The sequence below is a fragment of the Bacillus cereus group sp. MYBK220-1 genome (assembly GCF_051916445.1).
GTDB lineage: Bacteria > Bacillota > Bacilli > Bacillales > Bacillaceae_G > Bacillus_A > Bacillus_A cereus.
Genome location: NZ_JBQAGQ010000013.1, coordinates 21,124 through 46,639, shown reverse-complemented (window position 1 = coordinate 46,639; position 25,516 = coordinate 21,124). Strand labels below are relative to the sequence as shown.

Here is a 25,516-nt window from a genome sequence, read left to right as displayed (position 1 = left end):
CTTATTATTTCTTTTTATTTGCTACTGTACGACGTGGACCTTTACGTGTACGAGCATTGTTTTTAGAGTTTTGACCACGAACTGGTAAACCACGACGGTGACGAAGACCACGGTAAGAACCGATCTCCATTAGACGTTTGATGTTAAGAGATACTTCACGACGAAGGTCTCCCTCAACTTTAATACGATCGATGATATCACGGATACGTCCTAATTCGTCTTCCGTTAAATCACGAACTCGTGTTTCTTCAGAAATACCTGCTTCAGCAAGAATTTTTTCAGCAGTTGTGCGACCAATGCCGAATACGTAAGTTAAAGAAATAACAACGCGTTTGTCTCGAGGAATATCTACACCTGCGATACGTGCCATTACGAATGCACCTCCTTCTGATTAACCTTGTTTTTGTTTATGTTTAGGGTTTTCACAAATAACCATTACTTTTCCACGTCTACGAATAACTTTACATTTTTCGCAGATTGGTTTAACTGACGGTCTTACTTTCATGTCTCGAACCTCCTTAAAGATTACGGAGTGCTATATTATTTAAAACGGTACGTAATACGACCACGATTTAAATCGTACGGAGATAATTCTACCGTAACTTTGTCTCCTGGTAAAATACGAATGAAGTTCATACGGATTTTACCAGAAACGTGAGCCAATACGACATGCCCATTCTCTAATTCTACTTTGAACATAGCATTTGGCAACGTTTCAAGAACGGTACCTTCGACTTCAATTACATCATCTTTAGCCATTCAATAGTTCTCCCTTCTTCAAATCAGTAACATTTTACACTGCTCTGAAATCCCGGAGAGCCAGCTACTTATAAAGTGGTAAGGATTTCGTATCCTGCTTCTGTAAGAGCAATCGTGTGCTCAAAATGGGCACACCATTTACCATCTACCGTTACCACTGTCCAGTCATCAGATAGTGTTTTTACATATCGTCTTCCTTGATTCACCATCGGCTCAACACAGATGACCATTCCCGGCTTTAATCTAGGGCCTCTATTTGGTGGACCATAGTGCGGGATTTGAGGGTCCTCATGTAAGTCTTGCCCGATTCCGTGACCAACATACTCCCTAACGATCGAGAATCCATTCTCTTCAGCATGGGTTTGAACCGCATGTGAGATATTTGATAATCTCTCGCCTGGTTTTACTTGTTCTAGACCAAGATACAACGATTTTTCTGTGACATCAAGTAGCTTTTGAACAGATTCAGAAATGTTTCCAACTGGATACGTCCATGCAGAATCTCCATGGTACCCATTGTATTTCGCACCAATATCGATACTGATGATATCGCCCTCTTTGAGCTTGCGCTTCCCTGGAATTCCGTGTACAAGCTCTTCATTTACAGAAGCACATATGCTCCCCGGAAATCCGTTGTATCCTTTAAAAGATGGCGTAGCACCATATTTTTGAATCGTCTTTTCCGCTATTTGATCGAGCTCTTTCGTTGTAATTCCTGGAGTAATGTGCTGTTTCAACTCTTGATGAGTCAAAGCAACGATCCTGCCAGCTTCTCGCATGATTTCTATCTCGCGAGGAGTTTTGCAGATTATCATTACGCTAAGCCTCCGATGAGAACATCGATATCAGCAAATACTTTATTGATATCTTGCTCACCATTAATGCTTTGTAAGTAACCAAGCTCTTCGTAGAAATCAAGCAAAGGTTTTGTTTGCTTAATATTTACATCTAAACGATTTGCTACAGTTTCTTCATTGTCATCAGAGCGTTGATATAATTCGCCACCACATTTATCGCACACATCAGCTTTTGCTGGTGGATTGAATTCTAAGTGGTAAGTCGCACCGCACTCTTTACAAATGCGACGGCCTGTAAGGCGTTTTAATAACAACCCTGAATCCACATTAATGTTTAAAACATAGTCGATTTTTTTGCCAAGATCTTTCATAATTTCTTCAAGAGCTGATGCTTGTGCAACAGTTCGTGGGAAACCGTCTAGTAAGAAACCTCTTACGCAGTCGTCTTGACTTAAACGTTCACGAACGATTCCGATTGTAACTTCATCTGGAACAAGTGCACCTTTATCAATAAAAGATTTTGCTTGTAGACCCATTTCAGTTTCAGCCTTCATAGCTGCACGGAACATGTCTCCTGTTGAAATGTGAGGGATGTTATACTTGGCAACAATCTGTTCGGCTTGTGTACCTTTACCAGCACCAGGAAGCCCCATTAAAATTAAGTTCATCCTTGTTCCCCCTCAGAGTACATGAGCATGTAGGGAAGACAATTCTTCCCACTTACTCACTGCTTGATAAACCCTTTGTAATGGCGTTTTACCAGTTGGCTTTCTAGCTGCTTCATTGTTTCTAAAGCAACGCCGACAACGATTAACATACTCGTTCCACCGATCTGTGCAGATGGAGGAAGATTTCCCAATTTCGTAAAGATAACTGGTAAGATTGCAATCGCTGCTAGGAAAATTGATCCTACAAAGGTCAAACGATACAAGATTTTTGTTAGATATTGTTCCGTATTCTTACCCGGACGAATACCTGGAACATATCCACCTTGCTTGTTTAGATTCTCTGACATTTGCTCTGGATTAACCTGAACAAATGCATAGAAATATGTGAAGGCTACAATGAGCGCAACATATATGATCATTCCCACTGGGTGAGAATAGTTAAAGTTTGCAATAATCCACTGCGATACATCATGTTTCGGGAAGAACTGTGCAATAGTCGGAGGCGTAATTAAGAATGAAACAGCAAAAATTACTGGAATAACACCAGCACTATTTACCTTAAGCGGTAAATGTGTGTTTTGTGCTCCAGCATAACCACCATTTCCTCCTGTTACACGCTTCGCATATTGAATTGGGATCTTTCTAACAGCCTGTTGAATGAAAATAACACCCACAATAACTGCTAGCACAGCTAGTAAAATCAATGCAACTTTAACGATACTCATGAACAATTGATCTCCGATATTTTGAAACTGTTGCTGATACACTTGAGATATAACACTTGGGATCGCTGCGGCAATACCGCCAAAGATAAGGATGGAAATACCATTACCTACACCTTTAGCTGTAATCTGTTCACCTAACCACATTAAAAATGCAGTACCAGCAGTCAGTACCGTAGCAATGTATAAATAAGTGCTCCAACCTGGATTCAAAATTAATTGTCCACCTACCATACCGTTAAAACCGATTGACATACCAAACCCCTGAATAAACGCAAGAACAATTGTAAAGTAACGCGTGAATTGCGTTAATTTACGACGGCCCATTTCACCTTGCTTCGACCATTCCGAAAATTTAGGAACAACATCCATCTGCAATAATTGCACGATGATGGATGCTGTAATATACGGCATGATTCCCATCGCAAAGATGGAGAAGTTTTTCAAGGCTCCACCGCCAAATGTATTTAGAATACCTAAAGCATTTAATTGATCTTGTGCCTTCAGTACGTCTCCATTTGTAAATGGCACGGGGATAAACGTGCCAATCCTGAATACGATTAACATCGCTAAAGTGAATAATATTTTACGTCTTATCTCAGCAACGCGCATAAAGTTGGAGATTGTACGAAACATTAGATCACCTCAACTGATCCGCCAGCTGCTTCAATTGCTTCTTTAGCACTTGAAGAGAACTTGTGCGCTTTAACAGTTAGTTTTTTCTCTACTGCTCCGCTTGCAAGAACTTTAACACCGTCGTTTAACTTGCTGATAACGCCAGTTTCCAGCAATAATTCAGGTGTTACTTCTGTACCATCTTCAAAACGATTTAACGTTGATAAGTTTACAATAGCAAACTCTTTACGGTTAATGTTTGTGAAGCCGCGTTTTGGTAAACGACGGAATAATGGAGTTTGACCACCTTCGAAGCCAAGACGAACACCGCCGCCAGAACGTGCGTTTTGTCCTTTATGACCTTTACCAGCAGTTTTACCGTTACCAGAACCGATACCACGACCGACACGGTTACGTACTTTACGAGAACCTTCTGCAGGTTTTAATTCATGAAGTTTCATTCCCAGGCACCTCCTTATATTAATGAGTTATCCTTAAGCTTCTTTTACAGTTACAAGGTGAGAAACTTTGTTGATCATACCAAGAATAGCAGGAGTTTCTTCCTTAACTACAGTTGAATTCAACTTTTTAAGACCTAAAGCTTCTACCGTCGCACGTTGATCTTGTGGACGACCAATTACACTACGAGTGAGGGTAATTTCTAACTTTTTCGCCATTTGTTTTCCCTCCTTAACCTAGTAGCTCTTCTACAGATTTACCGCGTAATTTTGCAACATCTTCAGCGCGCTTAAGTTCGCTTAATCCGTTCACAGTAGCGCGAATCATGTTGATTGGTGTGTTAGAACCAAGAGATTTCGAAAGAATATCTTGTACACCAGCTAATTCAAGGACCGCACGAACAGGTCCACCAGCAATAACACCAGTACCTTCAGCAGCAGGTTTTAAGAATACTTCACCAGCGCCAAAATGACCGTTGATTGTGTGTGGAATTGTTGTACCAACTAATGGTACAGCGATTAAGTTTTTCTTAGCGTCTTCGATAGCTTTACGGATTGCGTCTGGTACCTCTTGTGCTTTACCAGTACCGAATCCAACATGACCGTTTTTATCGCCAACTACAACTAGTGCAGCAAAGCGGAAACGACGACCACCCTTAACAACTTTCGCGACACGATTTATCGTAACTACACGTTCTTCAAGTTCTAATTTACTTGGGTCAATGCGATGCATCAATTTTCCCTCCTTTGACCATTAAAATTGTAATCCAGCCTCACGAGCAGCTTCAGCTAGAGCTTTAACACGGCCATGGTATAAGTAACCACCGCGATCAAATACTACTTCTTTAACGCCTTTCTCTACAGCACGCTTAGCAACTGATTCTCCAACTTTCGTAGCAGCTTCAATATTGCTAGTACCGTTAAGAGCAAGGTCTTTATCAAGAGTAGATGCACTTACTAACGTTACACCATTCACATCATCAATAACTTGAGCGTAAATATGTTGGTTAGAACGGAACACGTTTAAACGTGGACGCTCTGCAGTACCAGTAAGTTTAGCACGTACACGTGCATGTCTTTTCTTACGAGTCGCATTTTTATCAGCTTTAGTGATCATTCTTGTCACTCCTTTCTCTCACCTAACGGGTTTACTTAGCAGTTTTACCTTCTTTACGACGAACAACTTCGCCTTCGTAACGAATACCTTTACCTTTGTAAGGCTCAGGAGCACGTACAGCACGGATGTTAGCAGCGAATTCGCCAACACGTTGCTTGTCGATACCTTTAATTACGATCTTAGTTGGTGCAGGTACTTCAACTTCAAGACCTGCTTCCGGAGTCATTTCTACTGGATGAGAATAACCTACGCTTAATACAAGTTTATCACCTTGTTTTTGAGCACGGTAACCAACACCGACTAATTCAAGTCCGCGTGCGAAACCTTCAGTTACACCTTCAACCATGTTTCCGATTAAAGCACGAGTTGTACCGTGTAATGCACGGTGTTCCTTCTGTTCAGATGGACGCTCAACTGTTAATGTATTCTCTTCAATTTTGATAAGCATATCAGCATTGAAAGTACGAGTTAATTCACCTTTAGGGCCTTTTACTGTTACAGTATTGTCTTCTGCAACTGTAATAGTAACACCTGCAGGGATTTCAAGAATCTTTTTACCAATACGAGACATGTGGTCACACCTCCGTTCGTTTTAAATATATATTACCAAACGTATGCTACTACTTCTCCACCAGTTTGTAATTGACGAGCGTCTTTGTCTGTCATTACTCCCTTAGATGTAGAAACAAGAGCGATACCTAATCCGTTAAGTACACGTGGTACTTCGTCAGCTTTAGCGTAAACGCGTAAGCCAGGTTTACTGATACGTTTTAATCCAGTGATTACACGTTCATTGTTTGCACCATATTTCAGGAAAATACGAAGGATACCTTGTTTGTTATCCTCGATGTATTCTACATCACGAATGAAACCTTCACGTTTTAAAAGTTCAGCGATCTCTTTTTTGATTTTAGAAGCAGGAACCTCTAATTTCTCATGACGTACCATGTTCGCATTACGGATGCGAGTAAGCATGTCTGCAATTGGATCTGTCATCACCATGTGTTTTACCTCCTTCCCATTTGTGGGTTTTACCAACTAGCTTTTTTAACACCAGGAATTTGACCTTTATATGCAAGTTCACGGAAACAAATACGGCAAAGTTTAAATTTGCGGTATACAGAATGCGGACGACCGCAGCGTTCGCAACGTGTATACTCTTGTACTTTAAACTTAGGAGTACGCTTTTGTTTCGCTATCATAGATTTTTTAGCCACGTTTTCGCCTCCTCTACTTAGCGTTGGCTTCCATTATTTTTGGAATGGCATACCGAATTGTGTTAACAGTTCACGAGCTTCTTCATCAGTTTTCGCTGTAGTAACGATTACGATGTCCATACCGCGGACTTTGCTTACTTTATCATAATCAATCTCAGGGAAAATAAGTTGCTCTTTAACACCTAATGTATAGTTTCCACGACCATCGAATGATTTCTTAGAAACACCACGGAAATCACGTACACGTGGTAAAGAAACTGATACTAATTTGTCGAAGAACTCATACATTTGCTCGCCGCGTAAAGTTACTTTCGCACCGATTGGCATACCTTCACGAAGACGGAAACCAGCGATTGATTTTTTAGCACGAGTTACAACAGGTTTTTGACCTGTGATTTGTGTTAATTCTTCTACTGCGTTGTCTAACGCTTTTGAGTTAGATACCGCGTCACCAACACCAGTGTTGATTACGATCTTTTCGATTTTTGGTACCTGCATTACAGATTTATAGTTAAACTTGCTCACTAGAGCAGGAGTAATTTCCTTTTGGAACTTCTCTTTAAGGCGATTCAATGAAGTGACCTCCTTTCTTAAGAAAATTATTTATCTAATAATTCACCAGATTTTTTTGCAATACGAACTTTTTTACCATCTTCTACTTTGAAGCCTACGCGAGTAGGTTCACCTGTTTTCGGATCTAAAATCATAACGTTAGAAACGTGAATAGGTGCTTCTTTAGTAATAATTCCACCTTGTGGATTTAATTGAGATGGCTTAGAGTGCTTCTTAACGATATTGACACCCTCAACGATAACACGGTTTTGCTTTGGGAAAGCCACAAGGATAACGCCTTGTTTTCCTTTGTCTTTACCAGTGATTACCTGTACTTTATCACCTTTTTTTACATGCATCTTAATTCTGCACCTCCTTAGCAAGGCAATACCTTAAATTATAGAACTTCTGGAGCTAAAGAAACGATCTTCATGAAGTTGCTATCACGTAATTCACGAGCTACTGGTCCGAAGATACGAGTACCACGTGGGCTCTTATCGTCTTTAATGATAACCGCTGCGTTTTCATCAAATTTGATGTAAGAACCGTCCGGACGACGAGCTCCGCTCTTCGTACGTACTACTACTGCTTTAACAACGTCACCTTTTTTAACAACGCCACCTGGTGTTGCTTGTTTTACCGTAGCAACGATAATGTCACCAATGTTAGCATATTTACGACCAGAGCCGCCTAATACTTTAATTGTTAAAAGTTCACGTGCACCAGAGTTGTCAGCAACTTTCAAACGAGATTCTTGTTGGATCATGTTATGAAACCTCCCTTCGGACTAAAAATTCCGATTCGTCTATTTAGATAATAACCGCTTCTTCAACGATTTCAACTAAACGGAAACGCTTAGTAGCAGAAAGCGGGCGAGTTTCCATGATTTTAACGATATCGCCAAGTTTCGCTTGGTTTTGCTCATCATGGGCTTTGTACTTCTTAGAATACTTAACACGTTTTCCGTACAAGGAATGAGTTTTGTAAGTTTCAACTAAAACTGTAATCGTTTTGTCCATTTTGTCAGACACTACACGACCAGTATAAACTTTGCGTTGGTTACGTTCGCTCACTATGCAAACCTCCCCTCAATTTATCGATTAATTCCGATCTCTCTTTCACGAACTACAGTTTTCATACGAGCAATTGCTTTACGCACTTCACGAATGCGAGTTGGATTCTCTAATTGTCCTGTAGCAAGTTGGAAGCGAAGATTAAACAACTCTTCCTTTAAAGCTTTAACTTTTGTTTCGATTTCGGCAGTGGTTAATTCACGAATATCATTAGTTTTCATTAGATTCACCACCATTTTCTTCACGTTTTACGAATTTACATTTCACAGGTAACTTGTGAGCTGCAAGACGTAATGCTTCGCGTGCTACCTCTTCAGATACACCCGCGATTTCGAACATAATTTTCCCAGGTTTTACTACTGCTACCCAGCCTTCTGGTGCCCCTTTACCGGAACCCATACGTACTTCTAGAGGTTTTGCAGTGTAAGGTTTAGAAGGGAAAATTTTAATCCATACTTTACCGCCACGTTTCATGTAACGAGTCATTGCACGACGAGCAGCTTCGATTTGACGGTTTGTAATCCATGAAGCAGCTTGTGCTTGTAAACCGAATTCACCGAAAGCAATTTCAGTTCCACCTTTAGCACGACCACGCATTTTACCACGATGCTCTCTACGATATTTTACGCGTTTTGGCATTAACATATTATTTTCCTCCTTCCTCAGAAGCTTTCTTTTTTGTAGGAAGGACTTCTCCACGGTAGATCCATACTTTTACGCCTAATTTACCGTATGTTGTATCAGCTTCAACTGCTGCATAGTCAATATCAGCGCGAAGTGTATGAAGTGGAACAGTTCCTTCACTGTAAGATTCTGCACGAGCGATATCAGCTCCGCCAAGACGACCAGAAACCTGTGTTTTAATACCTTTAGCACCTGCACGCATAGCACGTTGAATAACTTGCTTTTGTGCACGACGGAATGATACACGGTTTTCTAATTGACGAGCGATGTTTTCGCCTACTAATTTAGCGTTAAGATCAGCTCTCTTAACTTCTAAAATGTTGATGTGTACACGCTTGCCTGTTAATTGGTTAAGAGCTTTACGAAGTGCTTCAACTTCAGTACCACCTTTACCAATTACCATACCAGGTTTTGCAGTGTGAATTGTAACATTTACACGATTTGCTGCACGTTCGATTTCTACTTTAGCAACAGCAGAATCTTTTAAGCGTACATTAATGTACTCACGGATTTTGATGTCTTCATGTAATAATGTAGCGTAATCTTTCTCAGCGAACCAACGAGATTCCCAGTCACGGATAACGCCGACACGAAGACCAATTGGATTAACCTTTTGACCCATCGATTATCCCTCCTTCTTTTCTGATACCACAACTGTGATGTGGCTTGTGCGTTTGTTAATTTGGCTTGCACGACCCATTGCACGTGGACGGAAACGTTTTAACGTTGGACCTTCGTCAACGAAAACTTTTTCTACAACTAGGTTGTTAATGTCCATCTCATAATTGTGCTCTGCATTTGCGATTGCAGATTTTAAAACTTTTTCTACAACTGGAGAAGCAGTTTTTGGTGTGTGGTTAAGGATAGCAATCGCTTCACCCACTTGCTTACCTCGGATTAAGTCTACTACTAAACGAACTTTACGAGGAGCAATACGAACTGTTCTCGCTACTGCTTTAGCTTGCATTGAAGTGCCTCCTCTCATTATCTTCTAGTTTTCTTATCGTCAGCAAGGTGACCTTTGTACGTACGAGTTGGTGCGAATTCACCTAACTTATGGCCAACCATATCCTCAGTGATGTACACAGGTACGTGTTTACGACCATCATATACAGCGATTGTGTGTCCGATGAACTGAGGGAAGATTGTTGAACGGCGAGACCAAGTTTTAACAACTTGTTTTTGCTCAGATGCAACTAATTTTTCCATTTTGCTCATTAAGTGATCATCGACAAATGGTCCTTTTTTTAAGCTACGAGCCATTTTGGTGCCTCCCTTCGTGATTGGCGTACGGTTCTAGAAATGAACCGTACTACAATCCCATTATTTTTTACGACGACGAACGATAAATTTGTCAGACGCTTTGTTTTTCTTACGAGTCTTGAATCCAAGAGTTGGTTTACCCCATGGAGACATTGGAGACTTACGTCCGATTGGAGAACGTCCTTCACCACCACCGTGTGGGTGATCAACAGGGTTCATTACAGAACCACGAACTGTTGGGCGTTTACCTAACCAGCGAGAGCGACCTGCTTTACCGATTTTGATAAGTTCGTGTTGTTCGTTACCTACTTGACCGATTGAAGCGCGACAAGCAGATAATACAAGACGTACTTCACCAGAAGTTAAACGTACAAGTACGTATTTACCTTCTTTACCAAGTACTTGAGCAGATGTACCAGCAGAACGAACTAATTGTCCGCCACGACCAGGCTTAAGCTCGATGTTATGAACAACAGTACCTACTGGAATGTTGATTAATGGTAATGCGTTACCGATTTTAATGTCAGCTTCTGGGCCAGACATAACTTCCATACCTACTTCTAAAGATTTAGGAGCAAGAATGTAACGTTTTTCACCGTCAACGTAGTTAATTAATGCGATATTCGCAGAGCGGTTTGGATCGTATTCGATCGTAGCAACGCGTCCTGGAATTCCATCTTTGTTACGCTTAAAGTCGATGATACGGTATTGACGCTTATGTCCGCCACCTTGATGACGTACAGTGATTTTACCTTGGTTATTACGACCAGCCTTCTTGCTTAAAGGAGCAAGTAATGACTTTTCGGGTCTATCAGTCGTGATTTCAGCGAAATCATTCGTAGTCATATTACGACGACCGTTAGTAGTTGGATTATACTTTTTGATTCCCATCTCAATTTCCCTCCTTCTTTAGTAAGAATTAAACGCCTTGGAAGATTTCGATTTCTTTGCTGTCAGCAGTTAGCTTAACGATTGCTTTACGACGACGGCTAGTAAAACCAGCGTGACGACCAACGCGTTTTGCTTTCGGCTTGTAGTTCATGATGTTCACTTTTTCTACTTTAACACCAAAGATCGCTTCAAGAGCATCTTTAACTTCTGTTTTATTAGATTTAACGTCCACATCGAACGTGTATTTTTTTTCAGCCATCATTTCCATAGAACGTTCAGTGATAACTGGGCGCTTAATGATATCACGAGGATCTCTCATTATGCAAGCACCTCCTCTACTTTTTCCACTGCCGCTTTTGTCATGATTAGCTTATCATGATGAAGCACGTCTAAAACGTTTACGCCATCAGCAGTGATTACTGTTACTCCAGGGATATTGCGAGCAGATAACTCTACAGATTCGTTTGCATCAGCAGTTACGATAAGAGCTTTCTTCTCAACAGTTAATCCTTTAAGTACTGCTAGCATATCTTTTGTTTTTGGTGCATTTAACACTAGGTCTTCAAGAACTACAATGTTGTTCTCAACTACTTTAGTAGCTAATGCAGATTTGATTGCTAAACGACGAACTTTCTTAGGAAGTTTGTACGCATAGCTTCTTGGTGTAGGTCCGAATACCGTACCACCACCACGCCATTGAGGAGAGCGGATAGACCCTTGACGAGCACGTCCAGTTCCTTTTTGACGCCATGGTTTACGACCACCACCGCGAACTTCAGAGCGAGTTTTTACTTTGTGTGTACCTTGACGTAAAGATGCACGTTGCATCATTACAGCTTCGAAAAGTACAGCTTCATTTGGTTCGATACCGAAAATAGCTTCAGCTAATTCGATTTCACCAACCTGTGAACCAGTTTGGTTATATACAGTAACTTTTGGCATTGGAATTCCTCCTTCCTATTGTGAATTATTTGCTAACCTTCACAGCGCCTTGAACAACTACAAGAGATTTCTTAGCACCTGGAACGTTACCTTTTACTAGTAATAAGTTGCGCTCAGTGTCAACTTGAACGATTTCTAAGTTTTGGATAGTAACTTGGTCTCCACCCATACGTCCAGCAAGTTTTTTGCCTTTGAATACACGGTTCGGAGCAACTGGGCCCATTGAACCTGGACGACGGTGATAGCGAGAACCATGAGACATAGGTCCGCGAGATTGTCCGTGGCGTTTGATAACACCTTGGAAACCTTTACCTTTAGAAATTCCTGTTACATCAACGATTTCACCTGTAGCGAATACGTCAACTTTTACCTCTTGACCAACCTCTAATCCGTCCACGTCTGCATCGCGGATTTCGCGAATGAAGCGCTTAGGAGTTGTAGATGCTTTAGCAGTGTGGCCTTGTTCAGGTTTGTTAGTTAACTTTTCACGTTTATCTTCAAATCCTAACTGGATTGCATTGTAGCCATCAGTTTCAGTTGTTTTCTTTTGAAGAACAACGTTTGGATTAGCAGCGATAACTGTTACTGGGATTAACTCACCGTTCTCAGCAAATACTTGAGTCATACCGATCTTTCTTCCTAAGATTCCTTTGGTCATGAGTTACACCTCCTACATTTTTAAGTTATATAAATTATAGTTTGATTTCGATATCTACACCAGATGGTAAGTCTAAACGCATTAATGAATCTACTGTTTGTGGAGTAGGACTCACGATGTCGATTAGACGTTTGTGCGTGCGCATTTCGAATTGCTCACGAGAATCTTTGTACTTATGAACAGCACGAAGAATTGTGTAAACAGTTTTTTCAGTTGGTAATGGGATCGGACCAGAAACTGTTGCCCCAGAACGCTTAGCTGTTTCTACAATTTTCTCAGCTGACTGATCAAGAATACGGTGATCGTAAGCTTTTAAACGGATACGAATTTTTTCTTTTGCCATTATTTTCCCTCCTTCGTTCGCCTATTTCTAAAATAGACCTTCTCCATGGAAATTTCCCCACACCATGCCATGGCAAAGCGGCCGGGTGTGTCAGCAACCTTCCACTTCATCGCAGTCAAAGACCAACATTGTCTATTATACAATGTTATTCGTCTAGATGCAAGCATCTTTTTGTTTGCATCTGCTTTTCTCTACTTTTGCTATTATACATGGCACTTTAAAGAATTTCAAGTTTTCATCTAACAGAATTCATTTTACAGTTTCTGGATTATCTTTTGTCGTTTTTATATTACTATAGAAGAAACTCGTCAAAACAAAAAACACCCTCTTCTTCCTTATATAAACGCAAACAAAAAACCTAAGGGAAAATCCCTTAGGTTTTTTTATATCAGTTAAGATTACTCAACGATAGTAGCAACTACACCGTAACCTACTGTACGTCCACCTTCACGAATAGAGAATTTAGTTCCCTCTTCGATAGCGATTGGAGCGATAAGTTCGATAGTCATTTCGATGTTGTCTCCAGGCATTACCATTTCAGTACCTTCTGGTAATTGGATGATACCAGTTACGTCAGTTGTACGGAAGTAGAACTGAGGACGGTAGTTAGCGAAGAATGGAGTGTGACGTCCACCTTCTTCTTTAGATAATACGAAAACTTCAGCTTTGAATTTAGCGTGAGCTTTTACAGAACCGCTTTTTGCAAGTACTTGTCCACGTTGGATGTCTTCACGAGCAACCCCACGAAGTAAAGCACCGATGTTGTCTCCAGCTTGAGCTTGGTCAAGAAGTTTACGGAACATCTCTACACCAGTTACAGTTGTAGAAGCATTTTCTTCAGCAAGACCGATGATTTCTACTACGTCACCAACTTTAACGATACCGCGCTCAACACGACCAGTAGCAACTGTACCACGACCTGTGATAGAGAATACGTCCTCTACAGGCATTAAGAATGGTTTGTCAGTTTCACGTTCTGGAGTTGGGATGTAAGCATCAACTTCAGCCATTAATTCAATGATTTTTGCTTCCCAATCAGCTTCTCCTTGAAGAGCTTTAAGAGCAGAACCTTTGATTACAGGAATGTCGTCGCCTGGGAATCCGTATTCAGATAATAGGTCGCGAACTTCCATTTCTACTAATTCTAATAATTCTTCGTCATCTACCATGTCGCATTTGTTTAAGAATACAACGATGTAAGGAACACCTACTTGACGAGAAAGAAGGATGTGCTCACGTGTTTGAGGCATTGGGCCATCAGCAGCAGATACTACTAAGATACCGCCGTCCATTTGAGCAGCACCAGTGATCATGTTTTTTACATAGTCAGCGTGACCTGGGCAGTCAACGTGTGCATAGTGACGAGTTTCAGTTTCGTACTCAACGTGTGCAGTTGAGATTGTGATACCGCGCTCTCTTTCTTCTGGAGCAGCATCGATTTGATCGTATCCGCGTGCTTCAGCACCACCAGCTTTTGCAAGAACTGTAGTGATCGCAGCAGTTAATGTAGTTTTACCATGGTCAACGTGGCCGATTGTACCGATGTTAACATGGGGTTTAGAACGTTCGAATTTAGCTTTAGCCATTCTAAATTCCTCCTTAGTTTATATAGGTTATTTTATATTTAGACTAGAAAGTGAAACTTACGTCCCACTTTCTAAGCTTACATAAGTAGTTATACTTGAACAATCGATAAAAATCAATTATTCACCTTTATTTTTTTTGATAATTTCTTCAGAAACAGACTTTGGTACTTCTTCATAGTGGTCAAACACCATAGAGAATGTTCCGCGTCCTTGAGTGTTAGAACGTAATGACGTTGCATAACCGAACATTTCAGAAAGTGGAACCATAGCGCGAACAACTTGTGCGTTACCGCGAGCTTCCATACCTTCTACACGTCCACGACGAGATGTTACGTCACCCATAATGTCACCCATGTACTCTTCAGGAATTACAACTTCAACTTTCATCATTGGCTCAAGAATTACTGGGCTACATTTAGAAACCGCAGCTTTAAGTGCCATAGATGCAGCGATTTTGAACGCCATCTCAGATGAATCGACATCATGGTAAGATCCGTCAACTAATGCAGCTTTAATGTCAACTAGTGGATAACCAGCTAGTACACCATTTTTAAGTGCATCTTCAAGACCTGCTCCAACAGCTGGGATGTATTCACGAGGAACTACACCACCGACGATCTTGTTTTCGAATTCGAATCCTTTACCTTCTTCGTTAGGTTCAAACTCAATCCAAACGTGACCGAATTGTCCACGACCACCAGATTGACGAGCGAACTTACCTTCAACTTTCGCAGCAGCGCGGAAAGTCTCACGGTATGCTACCTGAGGAGCACCAACGTTTGCTTCCACTTTGAATTCACGACGCATACGGTCAACGATGATATCAAGGTGAAGTTCACCCATACCAGCGATGATAGTTTGGCCAGTTTCTTGGTCAGTGTGAGCACGGAATGTTGGATCTTCTTCAGAAAGCTTAGATAATGCTGTACCCATTTTATCTTGGTCAGCTTTAGATTTTGGTTCGATAGCTACAGAGATAACTGGCTCTGGGAATTCCATAGACTCAAGGATAACAAGGCTCTTCTCGTCACAAAGAGTATCACCAGTAGTAGTATCTTTTAAACCTACAGCAGCAGCGATATCACCAGCGTAAACTGTTGAAATCTCTTCACGGCTGTTAGCGTGCATTTGTAGGATACGACCTACACGCTCACGCTTACCTTTAGTTGAGTTTTTCACGTATGATCCAGAGTTTAACACACCAGAGTACACACGGAAGAACGTTAACTTACCAACATAAGGGTCAGTCATGATTTTGAATGCTAAAGCTGCGAATGGTTCTTCATCGCTAGACTTACGTTCTACTTCTTCATCTGTATCCGGTAGAGTACCTTTAATAGCAGGTACATCTAGTGGTGATGGAAGGTAGTCGATAACTGCGTCTAACAGAATTTGAACACCTTTGTTTTTGAATGCAGAACCACAGATTACTGGGAAGAATTCTACAGAAGTTGTAGCCTTACGGATACCAGCTTTAAGCTCTTCTACAGTGATTTCTTCACCTTCTAGGTACTTCATCATCATTTCTTCATCAAGCTCAGCTACCGCTTCAATAAGTTTTCCACGGTATTCTTCAGCTAATTCTTTGTGCTCTTCAGGAATTTCAACACGTTGAATGTCTGTTCCTAAATCGTTACCGTACATGTAAGCACACTCTTCAACAAGGTCAATGATACCATTGAACTCATCTTCAGCACCGATTGGTAACTGAATTGGATGTGCGTTTGCTTGTAAACGATCGTGGATTGTTCCTACAGAGTATAAGAAATCTGCACCGATCTTATCCATTTTGTTAACGAATACGATACGAGGTACGCCGTAAGTAGTAGCCTGACGCCAAACAGTTTCTGTTTGTGGTTCTACACCAGATTGCGCATCAAGTACCGCTACAGCGCCATCAAGTACGCGTAAAGAACGTTCTACTTCTACTGTGAAATCTACGTGTCCTGGAGTATCAATGATGTTTACACGATGACCTTTCCATTGTGCTGTAGTTGCAGCAGAAGTAATTGTGATACCACGCTCTTGCTCTTGCTCCATCCAGTCCATCTGAGATGCACCTTCGTGAGTTTCACCGATTTTATGAATACGTCCTGTGTAGTACAGAATACGCTCAGTTGCTGTTGTTTTACCAGCATCGATGTGAGCCATGATACCAATATTACGAGTGTTTTCTAAAGAGAACTCTCTTGCCATTTGGTGTCTTGCTCCTTCCATATATGGATTGGATTTTTTTATTTTAAGTAGCAAAAAAGCCACTTTATATTGTTACACATGTCAGTATGTCCAGTACTCTCATTATGTAAAACGAGCGCCCGATGAAAGGGAGAGGCATTCTCCCTCTCCACACTTCCATAAGCGACAAATAAAGCGGTTTATGCTTACATTTATTTTACGTTGAATCCTACCAACGGTAATGAGCAAATGCTTTGTTAGCTTCTGCCATTTTATGAGTGTCTTCACGTTTCTTAACAGATGCACCAGCGTTGTTAGCTGCATCTAAGATTTCGTTAGCAAGACGCTCTTCCATAGTTTTTTCACCACGAAGACGAGCGTAGTTTACTAACCAACGAAGACCTAAAGTTGTACGGCGTTCTGGACGAACCTCAACTGGAACTTGGTAGTTAGCACCACCAACACGACGAGCGCGTACTTCAAGAACAGGCATGATGTTCTTAAGAGCTTGCTCGAATACTTCCATTGGCTCTTTACCAGTACGTTCGTTTACGATATCGAACGCATTATAAAGAATTGTTTGAGATTTACCTTTTTTACCGTCAACCATCATTTTGTTGATAAGGCGTGTTACTAGCTTCGAATTGTACATTGGATCTGGTAACACGTCACGTTTCGCAACAGGTCCTTTACGAGGCATATTGAGTTCCTCCTTTCATTTTAAAGTTATTATTTTTTAGCAGGTTTTGGTCTCTTAGTACCATATTTAGAACGTCCTTGCATACGTTTGTCAACACCAGCTGTGTCAAGCGCACCACGAACGATGTGGTAACGTACCCCCGGTAAATCCTTTACACGACCACCGCGAATTAATACTACGCTATGCTCTTGTAGGTTATGACCGATACCTGGGATGTAAGCTGTAACCTCGATACCGTTTGTTAAACGTACACGAGCGTATTTACGTAACGCTGAGTTAGGTTTCTTTGGAGTCATTGTACCAACACGAGTACATACACCACGTTTTTGAGGTGCAGAGATATCAGTTGATTTTTTCTTTAAAGAGTTAAAACCTTTGTTTAACGCAGGTGATTTAGATTTCCATACTTTATCAGTACGACCATTTCTCACTAATTGGTTAATAGTAGGCATTTGATTATCCTCCCTTCGCATGTTTGTATGACCACATATCCAGGTGGTTCATTATTAGTTGAAAACAAAGTTTTTGCAAGGAAGAGCAAATGCTCTCTCCTCACAAAAACAGTTTTAACTTATTATTCCTATTGCTGAAGCTCCCACTTGAATCCCCGAAGCTTTACCAAGCTTACGAACTGATTCAACTTTTGTTATGGGCACGTTATATTGCATTGCAACACGAATGATAGCATGGGTTAACCGCATGTCAGCATCCTCTGCGATGACAACTTCTTTAACTGTACCATTTTTGATTGCCTCCAATGTACGTTTATGACCAACGACTACATTTTCAGCAGTTGATACTTTTTGATAAGACATATAAATATCCTCCAAAGCATCGTTCAGGAGCAACCTTGATTATAGTAACATTTTGACTCATACAATGTCAACTAAGATTAATTGTTTTTATACAAAATTTATGCCGGAAAATTTTACTGTTCCACATAAACCTCATCGTTTTCTACATTCATGTCATCTTGTGTTGTTTTTACAAGATCCACTTTGCGATAACGATTCATACCTGTTCCAGCAGGAACAAGTTTACCGATAATAACATTTTCTTTTAATCCTAGAAGTTCATCGCGTTTACCCTTAATTGCTGCATCAGTTAAGACACGAGTTGTTTCTTGGAACGATGCTGCAGATAAGAATGAATCTGTTTCAAGTGAAGCTTTTGTAATACCAAGTAGAACAGGTCTAGCTGTTGCTGGTTGCTTACCTTGCAGTAAGACCTTAGCATTCGCATCAGTGAACTGATGGATATCTAGTAATGTTCCTGGTAATACATCTGTTTCACCTGCATCACTTACACGAACTTTACGTAACATTTGACGTACCATTACTTCTACGTGTTTGTCACCAATTTCTACCCCTTGCATACGGTATACTTTTTGAACTTCACGTAATAAGTATTCTTGAACCGCCGTAATGTCCGTTACTTTTAGTAATTCTTTCGGATCAATAGAACCTTCTGTTAACTCTTTACCGTGGCTAATTGGCTGTCCTGGAGTTACTTTCAGACGAGCACCGTAAGGAATAGCATACGTACGAGCTTCAACTTCACCCTGTACAACTACTTCTTGGCGATCTTTAACGTCGTTGATCGCTGCGATAACACCGTCGATTTCACTGATAACTGCCTGACCTTTCGGATTACGAGCTTCGAAGATCTCTTGGATACGAGGTAAACCTTGAGTAATATCATCTCCGGCAACCCCACCTGTATGGAATGTACGCATCGTTAACTGTGTACCTGGCTCACCGATAGATTGAGCTGCGATAATACCTACCGCTTCTCCTACTTCTACGTCTGTTCCAGTTGCTAAGTTACGACCGTAACACTTCTTACATACACCGTGGCGAGTGTTACACGTAAACGCTGAACGAATGTTTACAGTTTCAACACCCGAATTTTCAACGATATGAGCGATATCTTCAGTAATTAATTGATTTTCAGCAACTAATACTTCACCTGTTTCAGGATGTTTTACAGTTTTTCTTGCAAAACGTCCAACAAGACGATCATATAATGACTCGATAACTTCATTACCCTCTTTAATCGCACCAATTAATAAACCGCGATCTGTTCCACAATCATCTTCACGAACGATTACATCTTGTGCAACGTCAACAAGACGACGTGTTAAGTAACCAGAATCGGCAGTTTTAAGTGCTGTATCGGCAAGACCTTTACGCGCACCATGCGTAGAGATGAAGTACTCAAGTACTGTTAAACCTTCACGGAAACTCGATTTGATTGGAAGTTCGATGATACGACCAGATGGATTGGCCATAAGACCACGCATACCAGCAAGCTGAGTAAAGTTAGATGCGTTACCACGGGCACCTGAGTCACTCATCATGAAGATTGGGTTGCGTTTATTCAAGGATTTCATCAGTTTTCCTTGGATAACATCTTTTGCATTACTCCAAATAGAGATAACGCGATCGTAACGTTCTTCTTCTGTGATTAAACCGCGACGGAATTGTTTAATTACATTATCTACTTTTGCTTGTGCTTCGTGGAGAATTTCATCTTTTTCGCCTAATACAAGAATGTCAGATACCCCAACTGTAATACCAGCTTTTGTAGAGTACTTGAATCCTAAGTTTTTCATACGGTCAAGCATGCGAGACGTTTCTGTAATTTGGAAACGTTTGAACACTTCCGCAATGATGTTACCAAGGATCTTCTTGCTAAATGGCGCCACTTCTTCGCGACTAGCAATAATTTCTTTAATGTTCGCACCTTTTTCAACGAAATATTTCGCTGGTGTTTCTTTTTCAAGGTTTGAATTTGTTGGTTCATTAATATAAGGGAACGACTCTGGTAAGATTTCGTTAAATATTAATTTACCAACTGTTGTTAATAGAAGCATACTCTTTTGCTCTTCAGTAAATGTTGCGTTGTTTACTGCACTTGCAGCTACTGCAACACGTGTATGAAGATGAACATATCCATTTTGATATGCAAGCAATGCTTCATTTGCATCTTTGAAGACCATACCTTCACCGATTGCACCTTCACGCTCAAGTGTTAAGTAATAGTTACCTAATACCATATCCTGAGATGGAGTAACAACTGGTTTACCGTCTTTCGGGTTCAAGATGTTTTGTGCCGCTAACATAAGAAGACGAGCTTCAGCTTGAGCTTCTGATGATAAAGGTACGTGAACGGCCATTTGGTCACCGTCAAAGTCCGCGTTGTATGCAGTACATACAAGTGGGTGAAGACGGATTGCGCGACCTTCTACTAATGTAGGTTCAAACGCCTGGATACCAAGACGGTGAAGTGTTGGTGCGCGGTTTAGAAGTACTGGATGTTCTTTAATCACAGACTCTAAAACGTCCCAAACTTCAGGTTGTACACGCTCGATTTTACGTTTCGCACTCTTAATGTTATGTGCTAATCCTTTTTCAACTAACTCTTTCATTACGAAAGGTTTGAACAGTTCAAGCGCCATTTCTTTTGGTAATCCACATTGATACATCTTTAAGTTCGGTCCTACAACGATTACAGAACGACCAGAGTAGTCAACACGTTTACCTAATAAGTTTTGACGGAAACGTCCTTGTTTACCTTTAAGCATGTGAGATAGTGATTTTAATGGACGGTTACCTGGCCCAGTAACTGGACGGCCACGACGACCATTATCGATTAATGCGTCTACAGCTTCTTGTAACATACGTTTTTCGTTTTGAACGATGATGCTTGGTGCACCTAAGTCCAATAGACGTTTTAAACGGTTGTTACGGTTAATTACACGACGGTATAAGTCGTTTAAGTCAGAAGTAGCAAAACGTCCACCGTCTAACTGTACCATTGGGCGTAGTTCTGGTGGGATTACTGGTAGAACATCTAAGATCATCCAAGACGGTTCATTTCCAGAGTTACGGAATGCTTCTAATACTTCTAGACGTTTAATAGCACGAGTACGGCGTTGTCCTTGTGCTGTTTTTAATTCTTCTTTTAAGAAGTCTACTTCTTTATCTAAATCGATGTCTTGTAGTAGCTTTTTAATTGCTTCTGCACCCATAGCAGCTTGGAATGTGCTACCATATCGATCACGATATGCACGGTATTCTTTTTCAGAAAGTAATTGCTTCTTATCAAGTGGTGTATCTCCACTTTCTGTTACAACATAAGAAGCGAAATAAATTACTTCTTCAAGCGCGCGAGGGGACATGTCTAAGACAAGTCCCATGCGGCTCGGGATACCTTTGAAATACCAAATATGAGATACAGGAGCAGCTAATTCGATATGACCCATACGTTCACGACGTACTTTTGCACGCGTTACTTCAACGCCACATCGATCACAAACTACACCTTTATAACGTACACGTTTGTATTTTCCGCAATGACATTCCCAGTCCTTTTGTGGTCCGAAAATACGCTCACAGAACAAGCCATCTTTTTCAGGCTTTAACGTACGATAGTTAATAGTTTCTGGTTTCTTAACTTCACCGTATGACCAAGAACGAATCTTGTCAGGTGAAGCAAGTCCAATCTTCATATATTCAAAGTTATTTACATCTATCAAGGGGCCTACCTCCCTTTTAGTCTACAGGTTATCCCAATTATTCCTTAGTTGTCTCAACTTCGACATTCAATTTATCTGCTGATTGATGATCATCGTCATCTTCTGTATCACGCATTTCAATTTCTGTATCGTCGCTAGACATCATTTTAACGTCCATACCTAAACTTTGCAGCTCTTTAATCAATACTTTGAATGATTCAGGAACGCCTGGTTCTGGAACATTTTCGCCTTTAACAATTGCTTCATAAGTCTTAACACGTCCAACAACATCATCAGACTTCACTGTTAAGATTTCTTGAAGAGTATAAGCAGCACCGTAAGCTTCAAGTGCCCAAACCTCCATCTCACCGAAACGCTGTCCACCGAACTGAGCTTTACCTCCAAGAGGTTGCTGCGTTACAAGTGAGTATGGTCCAGTAGAACGAGCATGAAGTTTATCGTCAACCATGTGCGCAAGTTTGATCATATACATGACACCAACAGATACGCGGTTATCGAATGGTTCACCAGTACGTCCGTCATACAGGATTGTTTTCGCGTCATTTGCCATACCAGCTTCTTCAATTGTGCCCCAAACATCTTCCTCACGAGCACCATCGAATACTGGTGTTGCAATGTGAATGCCAAGGTATCTTGCTGCCATACCAAGATGAAGCTCTAATACCTGACCGATATTCATACGAGATGGTACCCCTAATGGGTTTAACATGATATCGATTGGCGTACCGTCTGGTAGGTAAGGCATATCTTCTTCTGGTAAAATACGAGAAATAACACCTTTGTTACCGTGACGTCCGGCCATCTTGTCACCTTCAGAAATTTTACGTTTTTGAACGATATATGCACGTACAAGTTGATTCACGCCTGGTGGCAATTCATCGCCATCTTCACGGTTGAATACTTTTACGTCTAAGATAATACCGCCACCACCGTGTGGTACACGTAGTGATGTATCACGTACTTCACGCGCTTTTTCTCCAAAGATAGCATGTAATAGACGTTCTTCAGCTGTTAATTCTGTTACACCTTTAGGTGTTACTTTACCAACAAGTAAATCTCCATCTTTTACTTCAGCACCAACGCGAATGATACCGCGCTCGTCAAGGTTACGTAATGCGTCTTCCCCAACGTTTGGAATGTCACGTGTAATTTCTTCTGGTCCAAGCTTCGTATCACGAGCTTCTGATTCATATTCTTCAATATGAATAGAAGTGTACACATCATCTTTTACAAGGCGCTCACTCATGATGATCGCATCCTCGTAGTTATAACCGTCCCAAGTCATGAAGCCAACAAGCACGTTACGTCCAAGTGCTAGTTCACCTAATTCCATAGAAGGACCATCCGCAAGGATTTCACCTTTTACAACTTCATTTCCAACACTTACGATTGGACGTTGGTTGTAACAAGTTCCTTGGTTAGAACGAATGAATTTTTGCATTTTGTAGCGATCTAAGTCGCCTTTTACTGTTTGACCGTCAACTTCTACATAGCGACGTACCCAAACTTCACGTGCTTCTACGCGCTCAACAACACCAGGATGTTTACAGATTACTGCAGCACCTGAGTCTTTTGCTGATACGTACTCCATACCTGTACCTACAATCGGAGATTCCGGATTCATTAACGGAACCGCCTGACGTTGCATGTTCGCTCCCATAAGTGCGCGGTTAGAGTCATCGTTTTCTAAGAACGGAATACAAGCTGTCGCTGCCGACACTACTTGTTTTGGAGATACATCCATGTAGTCGATGCGTTCTCTATTTGTGACAATGTTTTCACCACGGAAACGAGCTACGATATCTTCACTTAGGAATTCACCTTCGTCAGATAATTTCATATTCGCTTGGGCTACAACATAGTTATCTTCTTCATCTGCTGTTAAGTAATCAACATGCCCTGTTACAAGACCAGTTTCTGGGTCAACACGACGGTATGGTGTTTCAATGAAACCAAACTCATTTACTTTCGCGAACGAAGATAATGAGTTAATCAAACCGATGTTTGGTCCCTCTGGTGTTTCAATCGGACACATACGACCGTAGTGAGAGTAATGAACGTCACGCACTTCAAAGCCTGCGCGCTCACGCGTTAAACCACCAGGTCCTAATGCAGATAGTCTTCGTTTGTGAGTTAACTCTGCTAATGGGTTTGTTTGGTCCATAAACTGAGATAACTGAGAACTTCCGAAGAACTCTTTAATAGATGCAATAACAGGACGAATATTAATTAGTGCCTGTGGTGTAATTGCATTTGTATCTTGGATCGACATTCTCTCACGAACAACACGTTCCATACGAGAAAGACCGATACGGAATTGATTTTGTAACAGTTCTCCAACAGAACGCAGACGACGGTTTCCTAAATGGTCAATATCATCTGTATCCCCTACCTTGTATAGTAGGTTGAAGAAGTAACTGATAGAAGCAAGGATATCACCTGGTGTGATGTGTTTCACATCACGAGTAATGTTTGCATTACCAATTACATTAATTACGCGTTCGCCTTCCGACTCAGGAGCATAAATCTTAATAGATTGCAGCTCAACATCGCCTTCTACCACTCCACCCATTGGTTTCGCTGTTTTGAATCCAATGTTTTTCTCTAAGTAAGGTAAAATGCGATCAAGTGTACGACGATCTAAGATTGTTCCTTCTGCCGCTAAAATTTCACCAGTTTCTGGATCCACTAATGTTTCAGCTAAACGTTGATTAAACAATCTGTTTTTAATGTGTAACTTCTTGTTGATCTTATAGCGACCTACATTTGCTAAATCGTAGCGCTTTGGATCAAAGAAACGAGACACAAGTAAGCTCTTAGCATTTTCTACTGTTGGTGGTTCACCAGGACGTAGACGCTCATAAATTTCAAGCAATGCTTTTTCTGTGCTATCTGTGTTGTCTTTTTCTAATGTGTTGCTTAAGTATTCGTTATCACCTAAAAGCTCGGTGATTTCTTGATCAGAGCCAAACCCTAATGCGCGTAACAAAACAGTTACAGGAAGTTTACGCGTACGGTCAATACGCACATATACAACATCCTTAGCATCTGTCTCATACTCTAACCAAGCTCCGCGGTTTGGAATTACAGTAGCAGTAAAACCACGTTTTCCGTTTTTATCCACTTTGCCACTATAGTATACGCTTGGAGAGCGAACTAACTGGGAAACGATAACACGTTCTGCACCGTTAATTACGAATGTTCCAGTCTCTGTCATGAGTGGGAAATCTCCCATGAACACATCTTGTTCTTTTACTTCACCAGTTTCCTTGTTGATTAGACGCACTTTTACACGAAGTGGTGCTGCATACGTCACATCACGCTCTTTGCATTCGTCTACAGAGTATTTAGGTTCACCTAAGCTGTAGTCGATAAATTCAAGCGATAGATTTCCCGTAAAGTCTTCAATCGGAGAAATGTCTTGGAACATTTCTCGCAAACCCTCATCAAGAAACCACTGATAAGAAGAGGTTTGAATTTCGATAAGATTTGGTAACTCTAATACTTCACTAATACGGGCATAACTTCTTCGTTGGCGGTGGCGTCCGTATTGAACTAGTTGACCTGTCAACTGCTTCACCCCTCAAATCATGAGTATTATAAATGCACAAAAAAATTTGTGCAAAATCACAAATAAATACAACTACTGCTATTAGCGTAGTCTCTTTCTCTTAAAGATAAATACGTTGAGTCTTTCTACCTGCTCAAAAAAGAAAAATGGCTTCTATAAGAAAACCATCATTCTGTTTCATAATC

The 25,516-nt window shown here is 40.9% G+C and carries 34 protein-coding genes; all 34 read right to left on the bottom strand.

The window, feature by feature from the left end:
• Nucleotides 1-4: 4 nt before the first annotated feature.
• Nucleotides 5-370, bottom strand: coding sequence for a 30S ribosomal protein S13 (gene rpsM, locus ACTFRU_RS28600; protein ID WP_000090788.1), 366 nt, complete (start codon nt 368-370; stop codon nt 5-7).
• Nucleotides 371-391: 21 nt separating this feature from the next.
• The gene (gene rpmJ, locus ACTFRU_RS28595; RefSeq protein WP_000868344.1) at nt 392-505 is read right to left on the bottom strand and encodes a 50S ribosomal protein L36; all 114 of its coding nucleotides are present in this window, start codon (nt 503-505) and stop codon (nt 392-394) included.
• Between the two features lie 35 nt (nt 506-540).
• Complete coding sequence (infA, locus tag ACTFRU_RS28590; protein ID WP_001029884.1) at nt 541-759, bottom strand: translation initiation factor IF-1; 219 nt, start codon at nt 757-759, stop codon at nt 541-543.
• 68 nt (nt 760-827) lie between these two features.
• Entirely contained in the window at nt 828-1,574 is a 747-nt protein-coding gene (map, locus tag ACTFRU_RS28585) for a type I methionyl aminopeptidase (RefSeq protein WP_000582539.1), read from the bottom strand.
• Nucleotides 1,574-2,224 carry an adenylate kinase gene (locus tag ACTFRU_RS28580; RefSeq protein ID WP_001048989.1) on the bottom strand — a complete coding sequence of 217 codons (651 nt, stop codon included), beginning with the start codon at nt 2,222-2,224 and terminating at the stop codon, nt 1,574-1,576. Before ACTFRU_RS28580 ends, map begins: the two co-directional genes overlap by 1 nt.
• A 56-nt stretch (nt 2,225-2,280) precedes the next feature.
• On the bottom strand, nt 2,281-3,582 hold the full coding sequence (secY, locus tag ACTFRU_RS28575) for a preprotein translocase subunit SecY (protein ID WP_000490117.1): 1,302 nt from the start codon (nt 3,580-3,582) through the stop codon (nt 2,281-2,283).
• Complete coding sequence (gene rplO, locus ACTFRU_RS28570) at nt 3,582-4,022, bottom strand: 50S ribosomal protein L15 (RefSeq protein ID WP_000766081.1); 441 nt, start codon at nt 4,020-4,022, stop codon at nt 3,582-3,584. The genes secY and rplO overlap by 1 nt, the downstream gene beginning before the upstream one ends.
• 33 nt (nt 4,023-4,055) lie before the next feature.
• The gene (gene rpmD / locus ACTFRU_RS28565; protein WP_001085234.1) at nt 4,056-4,238 is read right to left on the bottom strand and encodes a 50S ribosomal protein L30; all 183 of its coding nucleotides are present in this window, start codon (nt 4,236-4,238) and stop codon (nt 4,056-4,058) included.
• A 13-nt stretch (nt 4,239-4,251) separates the two neighbouring features.
• Entirely contained in the window at nt 4,252-4,752 is a 501-nt protein-coding gene (gene rpsE, locus ACTFRU_RS28560) for a 30S ribosomal protein S5 (protein ID WP_000554646.1), read from the bottom strand.
• Nucleotides 4,753-4,773: 21 nt separating this feature from the next.
• Nucleotides 4,774-5,136: a 50S ribosomal protein L18 gene (gene rplR / locus ACTFRU_RS28555; protein ID WP_000628816.1), complete on the bottom strand. Its 363-nt coding sequence runs from the start codon at nt 5,134-5,136 to the stop codon at nt 4,774-4,776.
• 31 nt (nt 5,137-5,167) lie between these two features.
• Nucleotides 5,168-5,707: a 50S ribosomal protein L6 gene (gene rplF, locus ACTFRU_RS28550; RefSeq protein ID WP_000086558.1), complete on the bottom strand. Its 540-nt coding sequence runs from the start codon at nt 5,705-5,707 to the stop codon at nt 5,168-5,170.
• Between the two features lie 32 nt (nt 5,708-5,739).
• Complete coding sequence (gene rpsH / locus ACTFRU_RS28545) at nt 5,740-6,138, bottom strand: 30S ribosomal protein S8 (RefSeq protein WP_000245511.1); 399 nt, start codon at nt 6,136-6,138, stop codon at nt 5,740-5,742.
• Between the two features lie 29 nt (nt 6,139-6,167).
• Nucleotides 6,168-6,353: a 30S ribosomal protein S14 gene (rpsN, locus tag ACTFRU_RS28540; RefSeq protein ID WP_001085700.1), complete on the bottom strand. Its 186-nt coding sequence runs from the start codon at nt 6,351-6,353 to the stop codon at nt 6,168-6,170.
• A 33-nt stretch (nt 6,354-6,386) separates the two neighbouring features.
• Nucleotides 6,387-6,926, bottom strand: coding sequence for a 50S ribosomal protein L5 (gene rplE / locus ACTFRU_RS28535; RefSeq protein WP_001080831.1), 540 nt, complete (start codon nt 6,924-6,926; stop codon nt 6,387-6,389).
• Between the two features lie 26 nt (nt 6,927-6,952).
• The gene (rplX, locus tag ACTFRU_RS28530) at nt 6,953-7,264 is read right to left on the bottom strand and encodes a 50S ribosomal protein L24 (RefSeq protein WP_000558200.1); all 312 of its coding nucleotides are present in this window, start codon (nt 7,262-7,264) and stop codon (nt 6,953-6,955) included.
• Nucleotides 7,265-7,302: 38 nt separating this feature from the next.
• Nucleotides 7,303-7,671: a 50S ribosomal protein L14 gene (gene rplN / locus ACTFRU_RS28525; protein WP_000615912.1), complete on the bottom strand. Its 369-nt coding sequence runs from the start codon at nt 7,669-7,671 to the stop codon at nt 7,303-7,305.
• A 43-nt stretch (nt 7,672-7,714) separates the two neighbouring features.
• Complete coding sequence (gene rpsQ / locus ACTFRU_RS28520) at nt 7,715-7,978, bottom strand: 30S ribosomal protein S17 (RefSeq protein ID WP_000004106.1); 264 nt, start codon at nt 7,976-7,978, stop codon at nt 7,715-7,717.
• A 20-nt stretch (nt 7,979-7,998) separates the two neighbouring features.
• A complete protein-coding gene (gene rpmC, locus ACTFRU_RS28515) occupies nt 7,999-8,199 on the bottom strand; it encodes a 50S ribosomal protein L29 (RefSeq protein WP_000855718.1) in 201 nt (66 codons plus the stop codon).
• Entirely contained in the window at nt 8,189-8,623 is a 435-nt protein-coding gene (rplP, locus tag ACTFRU_RS28510) for a 50S ribosomal protein L16 (RefSeq protein WP_000928969.1), read from the bottom strand. The genes rpmC and rplP overlap by 11 nt, the downstream gene beginning before the upstream one ends.
• Nucleotide 8,624: 1 nt before the next feature.
• Nucleotides 8,625-9,284 carry a 30S ribosomal protein S3 gene (rpsC, locus tag ACTFRU_RS28505; RefSeq protein ID WP_000529956.1) on the bottom strand — a complete coding sequence of 220 codons (660 nt, stop codon included), beginning with the start codon at nt 9,282-9,284 and terminating at the stop codon, nt 8,625-8,627.
• Nucleotides 9,285-9,287: 3 nt separating this feature from the next.
• Nucleotides 9,288-9,629: a 50S ribosomal protein L22 gene (rplV, locus tag ACTFRU_RS28500; RefSeq protein ID WP_001148024.1), complete on the bottom strand. Its 342-nt coding sequence runs from the start codon at nt 9,627-9,629 to the stop codon at nt 9,288-9,290.
• Between the two features lie 17 nt (nt 9,630-9,646).
• Complete coding sequence (rpsS, locus tag ACTFRU_RS28495) at nt 9,647-9,925, bottom strand: 30S ribosomal protein S19 (protein ID WP_000124454.1); 279 nt, start codon at nt 9,923-9,925, stop codon at nt 9,647-9,649.
• Nucleotides 9,926-9,985: 60 nt separating this feature from the next.
• On the bottom strand, nt 9,986-10,816 hold the full coding sequence (rplB, locus tag ACTFRU_RS28490) for a 50S ribosomal protein L2 (protein ID WP_000511583.1): 831 nt from the start codon (nt 10,814-10,816) through the stop codon (nt 9,986-9,988).
• Between the two features lie 28 nt (nt 10,817-10,844).
• Nucleotides 10,845-11,135 carry a 50S ribosomal protein L23 gene (gene rplW, locus ACTFRU_RS28485; RefSeq protein ID WP_001205558.1) on the bottom strand — a complete coding sequence of 97 codons (291 nt, stop codon included), beginning with the start codon at nt 11,133-11,135 and terminating at the stop codon, nt 10,845-10,847.
• Nucleotides 11,135-11,758 carry a 50S ribosomal protein L4 gene (rplD, locus tag ACTFRU_RS28480; RefSeq protein WP_001127258.1) on the bottom strand — a complete coding sequence of 208 codons (624 nt, stop codon included), beginning with the start codon at nt 11,756-11,758 and terminating at the stop codon, nt 11,135-11,137. Before rplD ends, rplW begins: the two co-directional genes overlap by 1 nt.
• Nucleotides 11,759-11,783: 25 nt before the next feature.
• On the bottom strand, nt 11,784-12,416 hold the full coding sequence (gene rplC / locus ACTFRU_RS28475; protein WP_000160207.1) for a 50S ribosomal protein L3: 633 nt from the start codon (nt 12,414-12,416) through the stop codon (nt 11,784-11,786).
• A gap of 34 nt (nt 12,417-12,450) precedes the next feature.
• The gene (gene rpsJ, locus ACTFRU_RS28470; RefSeq protein ID WP_001040596.1) at nt 12,451-12,759 is read right to left on the bottom strand and encodes a 30S ribosomal protein S10; all 309 of its coding nucleotides are present in this window, start codon (nt 12,757-12,759) and stop codon (nt 12,451-12,453) included.
• A 398-nt stretch (nt 12,760-13,157) separates the two neighbouring features.
• Nucleotides 13,158-14,345: an elongation factor Tu gene (gene tuf / locus ACTFRU_RS28465; protein ID WP_001029614.1), complete on the bottom strand. Its 1,188-nt coding sequence runs from the start codon at nt 14,343-14,345 to the stop codon at nt 13,158-13,160.
• A gap of 117 nt (nt 14,346-14,462) precedes the next feature.
• Nucleotides 14,463-16,541, bottom strand: a complete 2,079-nt coding sequence (gene fusA, locus ACTFRU_RS28460) for an elongation factor G (RefSeq protein ID WP_000090370.1) — start codon at nt 16,539-16,541, stop codon at nt 14,463-14,465.
• 208 nt (nt 16,542-16,749) lie between these two features.
• On the bottom strand, nt 16,750-17,220 hold the full coding sequence (gene rpsG, locus ACTFRU_RS28455) for a 30S ribosomal protein S7 (protein WP_001137491.1): 471 nt from the start codon (nt 17,218-17,220) through the stop codon (nt 16,750-16,752).
• A gap of 29 nt (nt 17,221-17,249) precedes the next feature.
• The gene (rpsL, locus tag ACTFRU_RS28450; protein ID WP_001142341.1) at nt 17,250-17,672 is read right to left on the bottom strand and encodes a 30S ribosomal protein S12; all 423 of its coding nucleotides are present in this window, start codon (nt 17,670-17,672) and stop codon (nt 17,250-17,252) included.
• A 114-nt stretch (nt 17,673-17,786) separates the two neighbouring features.
• Nucleotides 17,787-18,035 (bottom strand): 50S ribosomal protein L7ae-like protein, encoded by a 249-nt coding sequence (locus ACTFRU_RS28445; protein WP_000121837.1) that lies wholly within the window; start codon nt 18,033-18,035, stop codon nt 17,787-17,789.
• Between the two features lie 113 nt (nt 18,036-18,148).
• Nucleotides 18,149-21,760 (bottom strand): DNA-directed RNA polymerase subunit beta', encoded by a 3,612-nt coding sequence (rpoC, locus tag ACTFRU_RS28440; RefSeq protein ID WP_000567939.1) that lies wholly within the window; start codon nt 21,758-21,760, stop codon nt 18,149-18,151.
• Nucleotides 21,761-21,797: 37 nt separating this feature from the next.
• Nucleotides 21,798-25,331: a DNA-directed RNA polymerase subunit beta gene (gene rpoB / locus ACTFRU_RS28435; RefSeq protein WP_000147553.1), complete on the bottom strand. Its 3,534-nt coding sequence runs from the start codon at nt 25,329-25,331 to the stop codon at nt 21,798-21,800.
• Between the last annotated feature and the right edge of the window lie 185 nt (nt 25,332-25,516).

Coding starts and splice junctions, on each gene's coding strand:
- rpsM (WP_000090788.1), bottom strand. CDS start 370: ATGGCACGTATCGCAGGTGTAGATATTCCTCGAGACAAACGCGTTGTT.
- rpmJ (WP_000868344.1), bottom strand. CDS start 505: ATGAAAGTAAGACCGTCAGTTAAACCAATCTGCGAAAAATGTAAAGTT.
- infA (WP_001029884.1), bottom strand. CDS start 759: ATGGCTAAAGATGATGTAATTGAAGTCGAAGGTACCGTTCTTGAAACG.
- map (WP_000582539.1), bottom strand. CDS start 1,574: ATGATAATCTGCAAAACTCCTCGCGAGATAGAAATCATGCGAGAAGCT.
- ACTFRU_RS28580 (WP_001048989.1), bottom strand. CDS start 2,224: ATGAACTTAATTTTAATGGGGCTTCCTGGTGCTGGTAAAGGTACACAA.
- secY (WP_000490117.1), bottom strand. CDS start 3,582: ATGTTTCGTACAATCTCCAACTTTATGCGCGTTGCTGAGATAAGACGT.
- rplO (WP_000766081.1), bottom strand. CDS start 4,022: ATGAAACTTCATGAATTAAAACCTGCAGAAGGTTCTCGTAAAGTACGT.
- rpmD (WP_001085234.1), bottom strand. CDS start 4,238: ATGGCGAAAAAGTTAGAAATTACCCTCACTCGTAGTGTAATTGGTCGT.
- rpsE (WP_000554646.1), bottom strand. CDS start 4,752: ATGCATCGCATTGACCCAAGTAAATTAGAACTTGAAGAACGTGTAGTT.
- rplR (WP_000628816.1), bottom strand. CDS start 5,136: ATGATCACTAAAGCTGATAAAAATGCGACTCGTAAGAAAAGACATGCA.
- rplF (WP_000086558.1), bottom strand. CDS start 5,707: ATGTCTCGTATTGGTAAAAAGATTCTTGAAATCCCTGCAGGTGTTACT.
- rpsH (WP_000245511.1), bottom strand. CDS start 6,138: ATGGTGATGACAGATCCAATTGCAGACATGCTTACTCGCATCCGTAAT.
- rplX (WP_000558200.1), bottom strand. CDS start 7,264: ATGCATGTAAAAAAAGGTGATAAAGTACAGGTAATCACTGGTAAAGAC.
- rplN (WP_000615912.1), bottom strand. CDS start 7,671: ATGATCCAACAAGAATCTCGTTTGAAAGTTGCTGACAACTCTGGTGCA.
- rpmC (WP_000855718.1), bottom strand. CDS start 8,199: ATGAAAACTAATGATATTCGTGAATTAACCACTGCCGAAATCGAAACA.
- rplP (WP_000928969.1), bottom strand. CDS start 8,623: ATGTTAATGCCAAAACGCGTAAAATATCGTAGAGAGCATCGTGGTAAA.
- rpsC (WP_000529956.1), bottom strand. CDS start 9,284: ATGGGTCAAAAGGTTAATCCAATTGGTCTTCGTGTCGGCGTTATCCGT.
- rplV (WP_001148024.1), bottom strand. CDS start 9,629: ATGCAAGCTAAAGCAGTAGCGAGAACAGTTCGTATTGCTCCTCGTAAA.
- rpsS (WP_000124454.1), bottom strand. CDS start 9,925: ATGGCTCGTAGCTTAAAAAAAGGACCATTTGTCGATGATCACTTAATG.
- rplB (WP_000511583.1), bottom strand. CDS start 10,816: ATGGGAATCAAAAAGTATAATCCAACTACTAACGGTCGTCGTAATATG.
- rplW (WP_001205558.1), bottom strand. CDS start 11,135: ATGAGAGATCCTCGTGATATCATTAAGCGCCCAGTTATCACTGAACGT.
- rplD (WP_001127258.1), bottom strand. CDS start 11,758: ATGCCAAAAGTTACTGTATATAACCAAACTGGTTCACAGGTTGGTGAA.
- rplC (WP_000160207.1), bottom strand. CDS start 12,416: ATGACCAAAGGAATCTTAGGAAGAAAGATCGGTATGACTCAAGTATTT.
- rpsJ (WP_001040596.1), bottom strand. CDS start 12,759: ATGGCAAAAGAAAAAATTCGTATCCGTTTAAAAGCTTACGATCACCGT.
- tuf (WP_001029614.1), bottom strand. CDS start 14,345: ATGGCTAAAGCTAAATTCGAACGTTCTAAACCCCATGTTAACATCGGT.
- fusA (WP_000090370.1), bottom strand. CDS start 16,541: ATGGCAAGAGAGTTCTCTTTAGAAAACACTCGTAATATTGGTATCATG.
- rpsG (WP_001137491.1), bottom strand. CDS start 17,220: ATGCCTCGTAAAGGACCTGTTGCGAAACGTGACGTGTTACCAGATCCA.
- rpsL (WP_001142341.1), bottom strand. CDS start 17,672: ATGCCTACTATTAACCAATTAGTGAGAAATGGTCGTACTGATAAAGTA.
- ACTFRU_RS28445 (WP_000121837.1), bottom strand. CDS start 18,035: ATGTCTTATCAAAAAGTATCAACTGCTGAAAATGTAGTCGTTGGTCAT.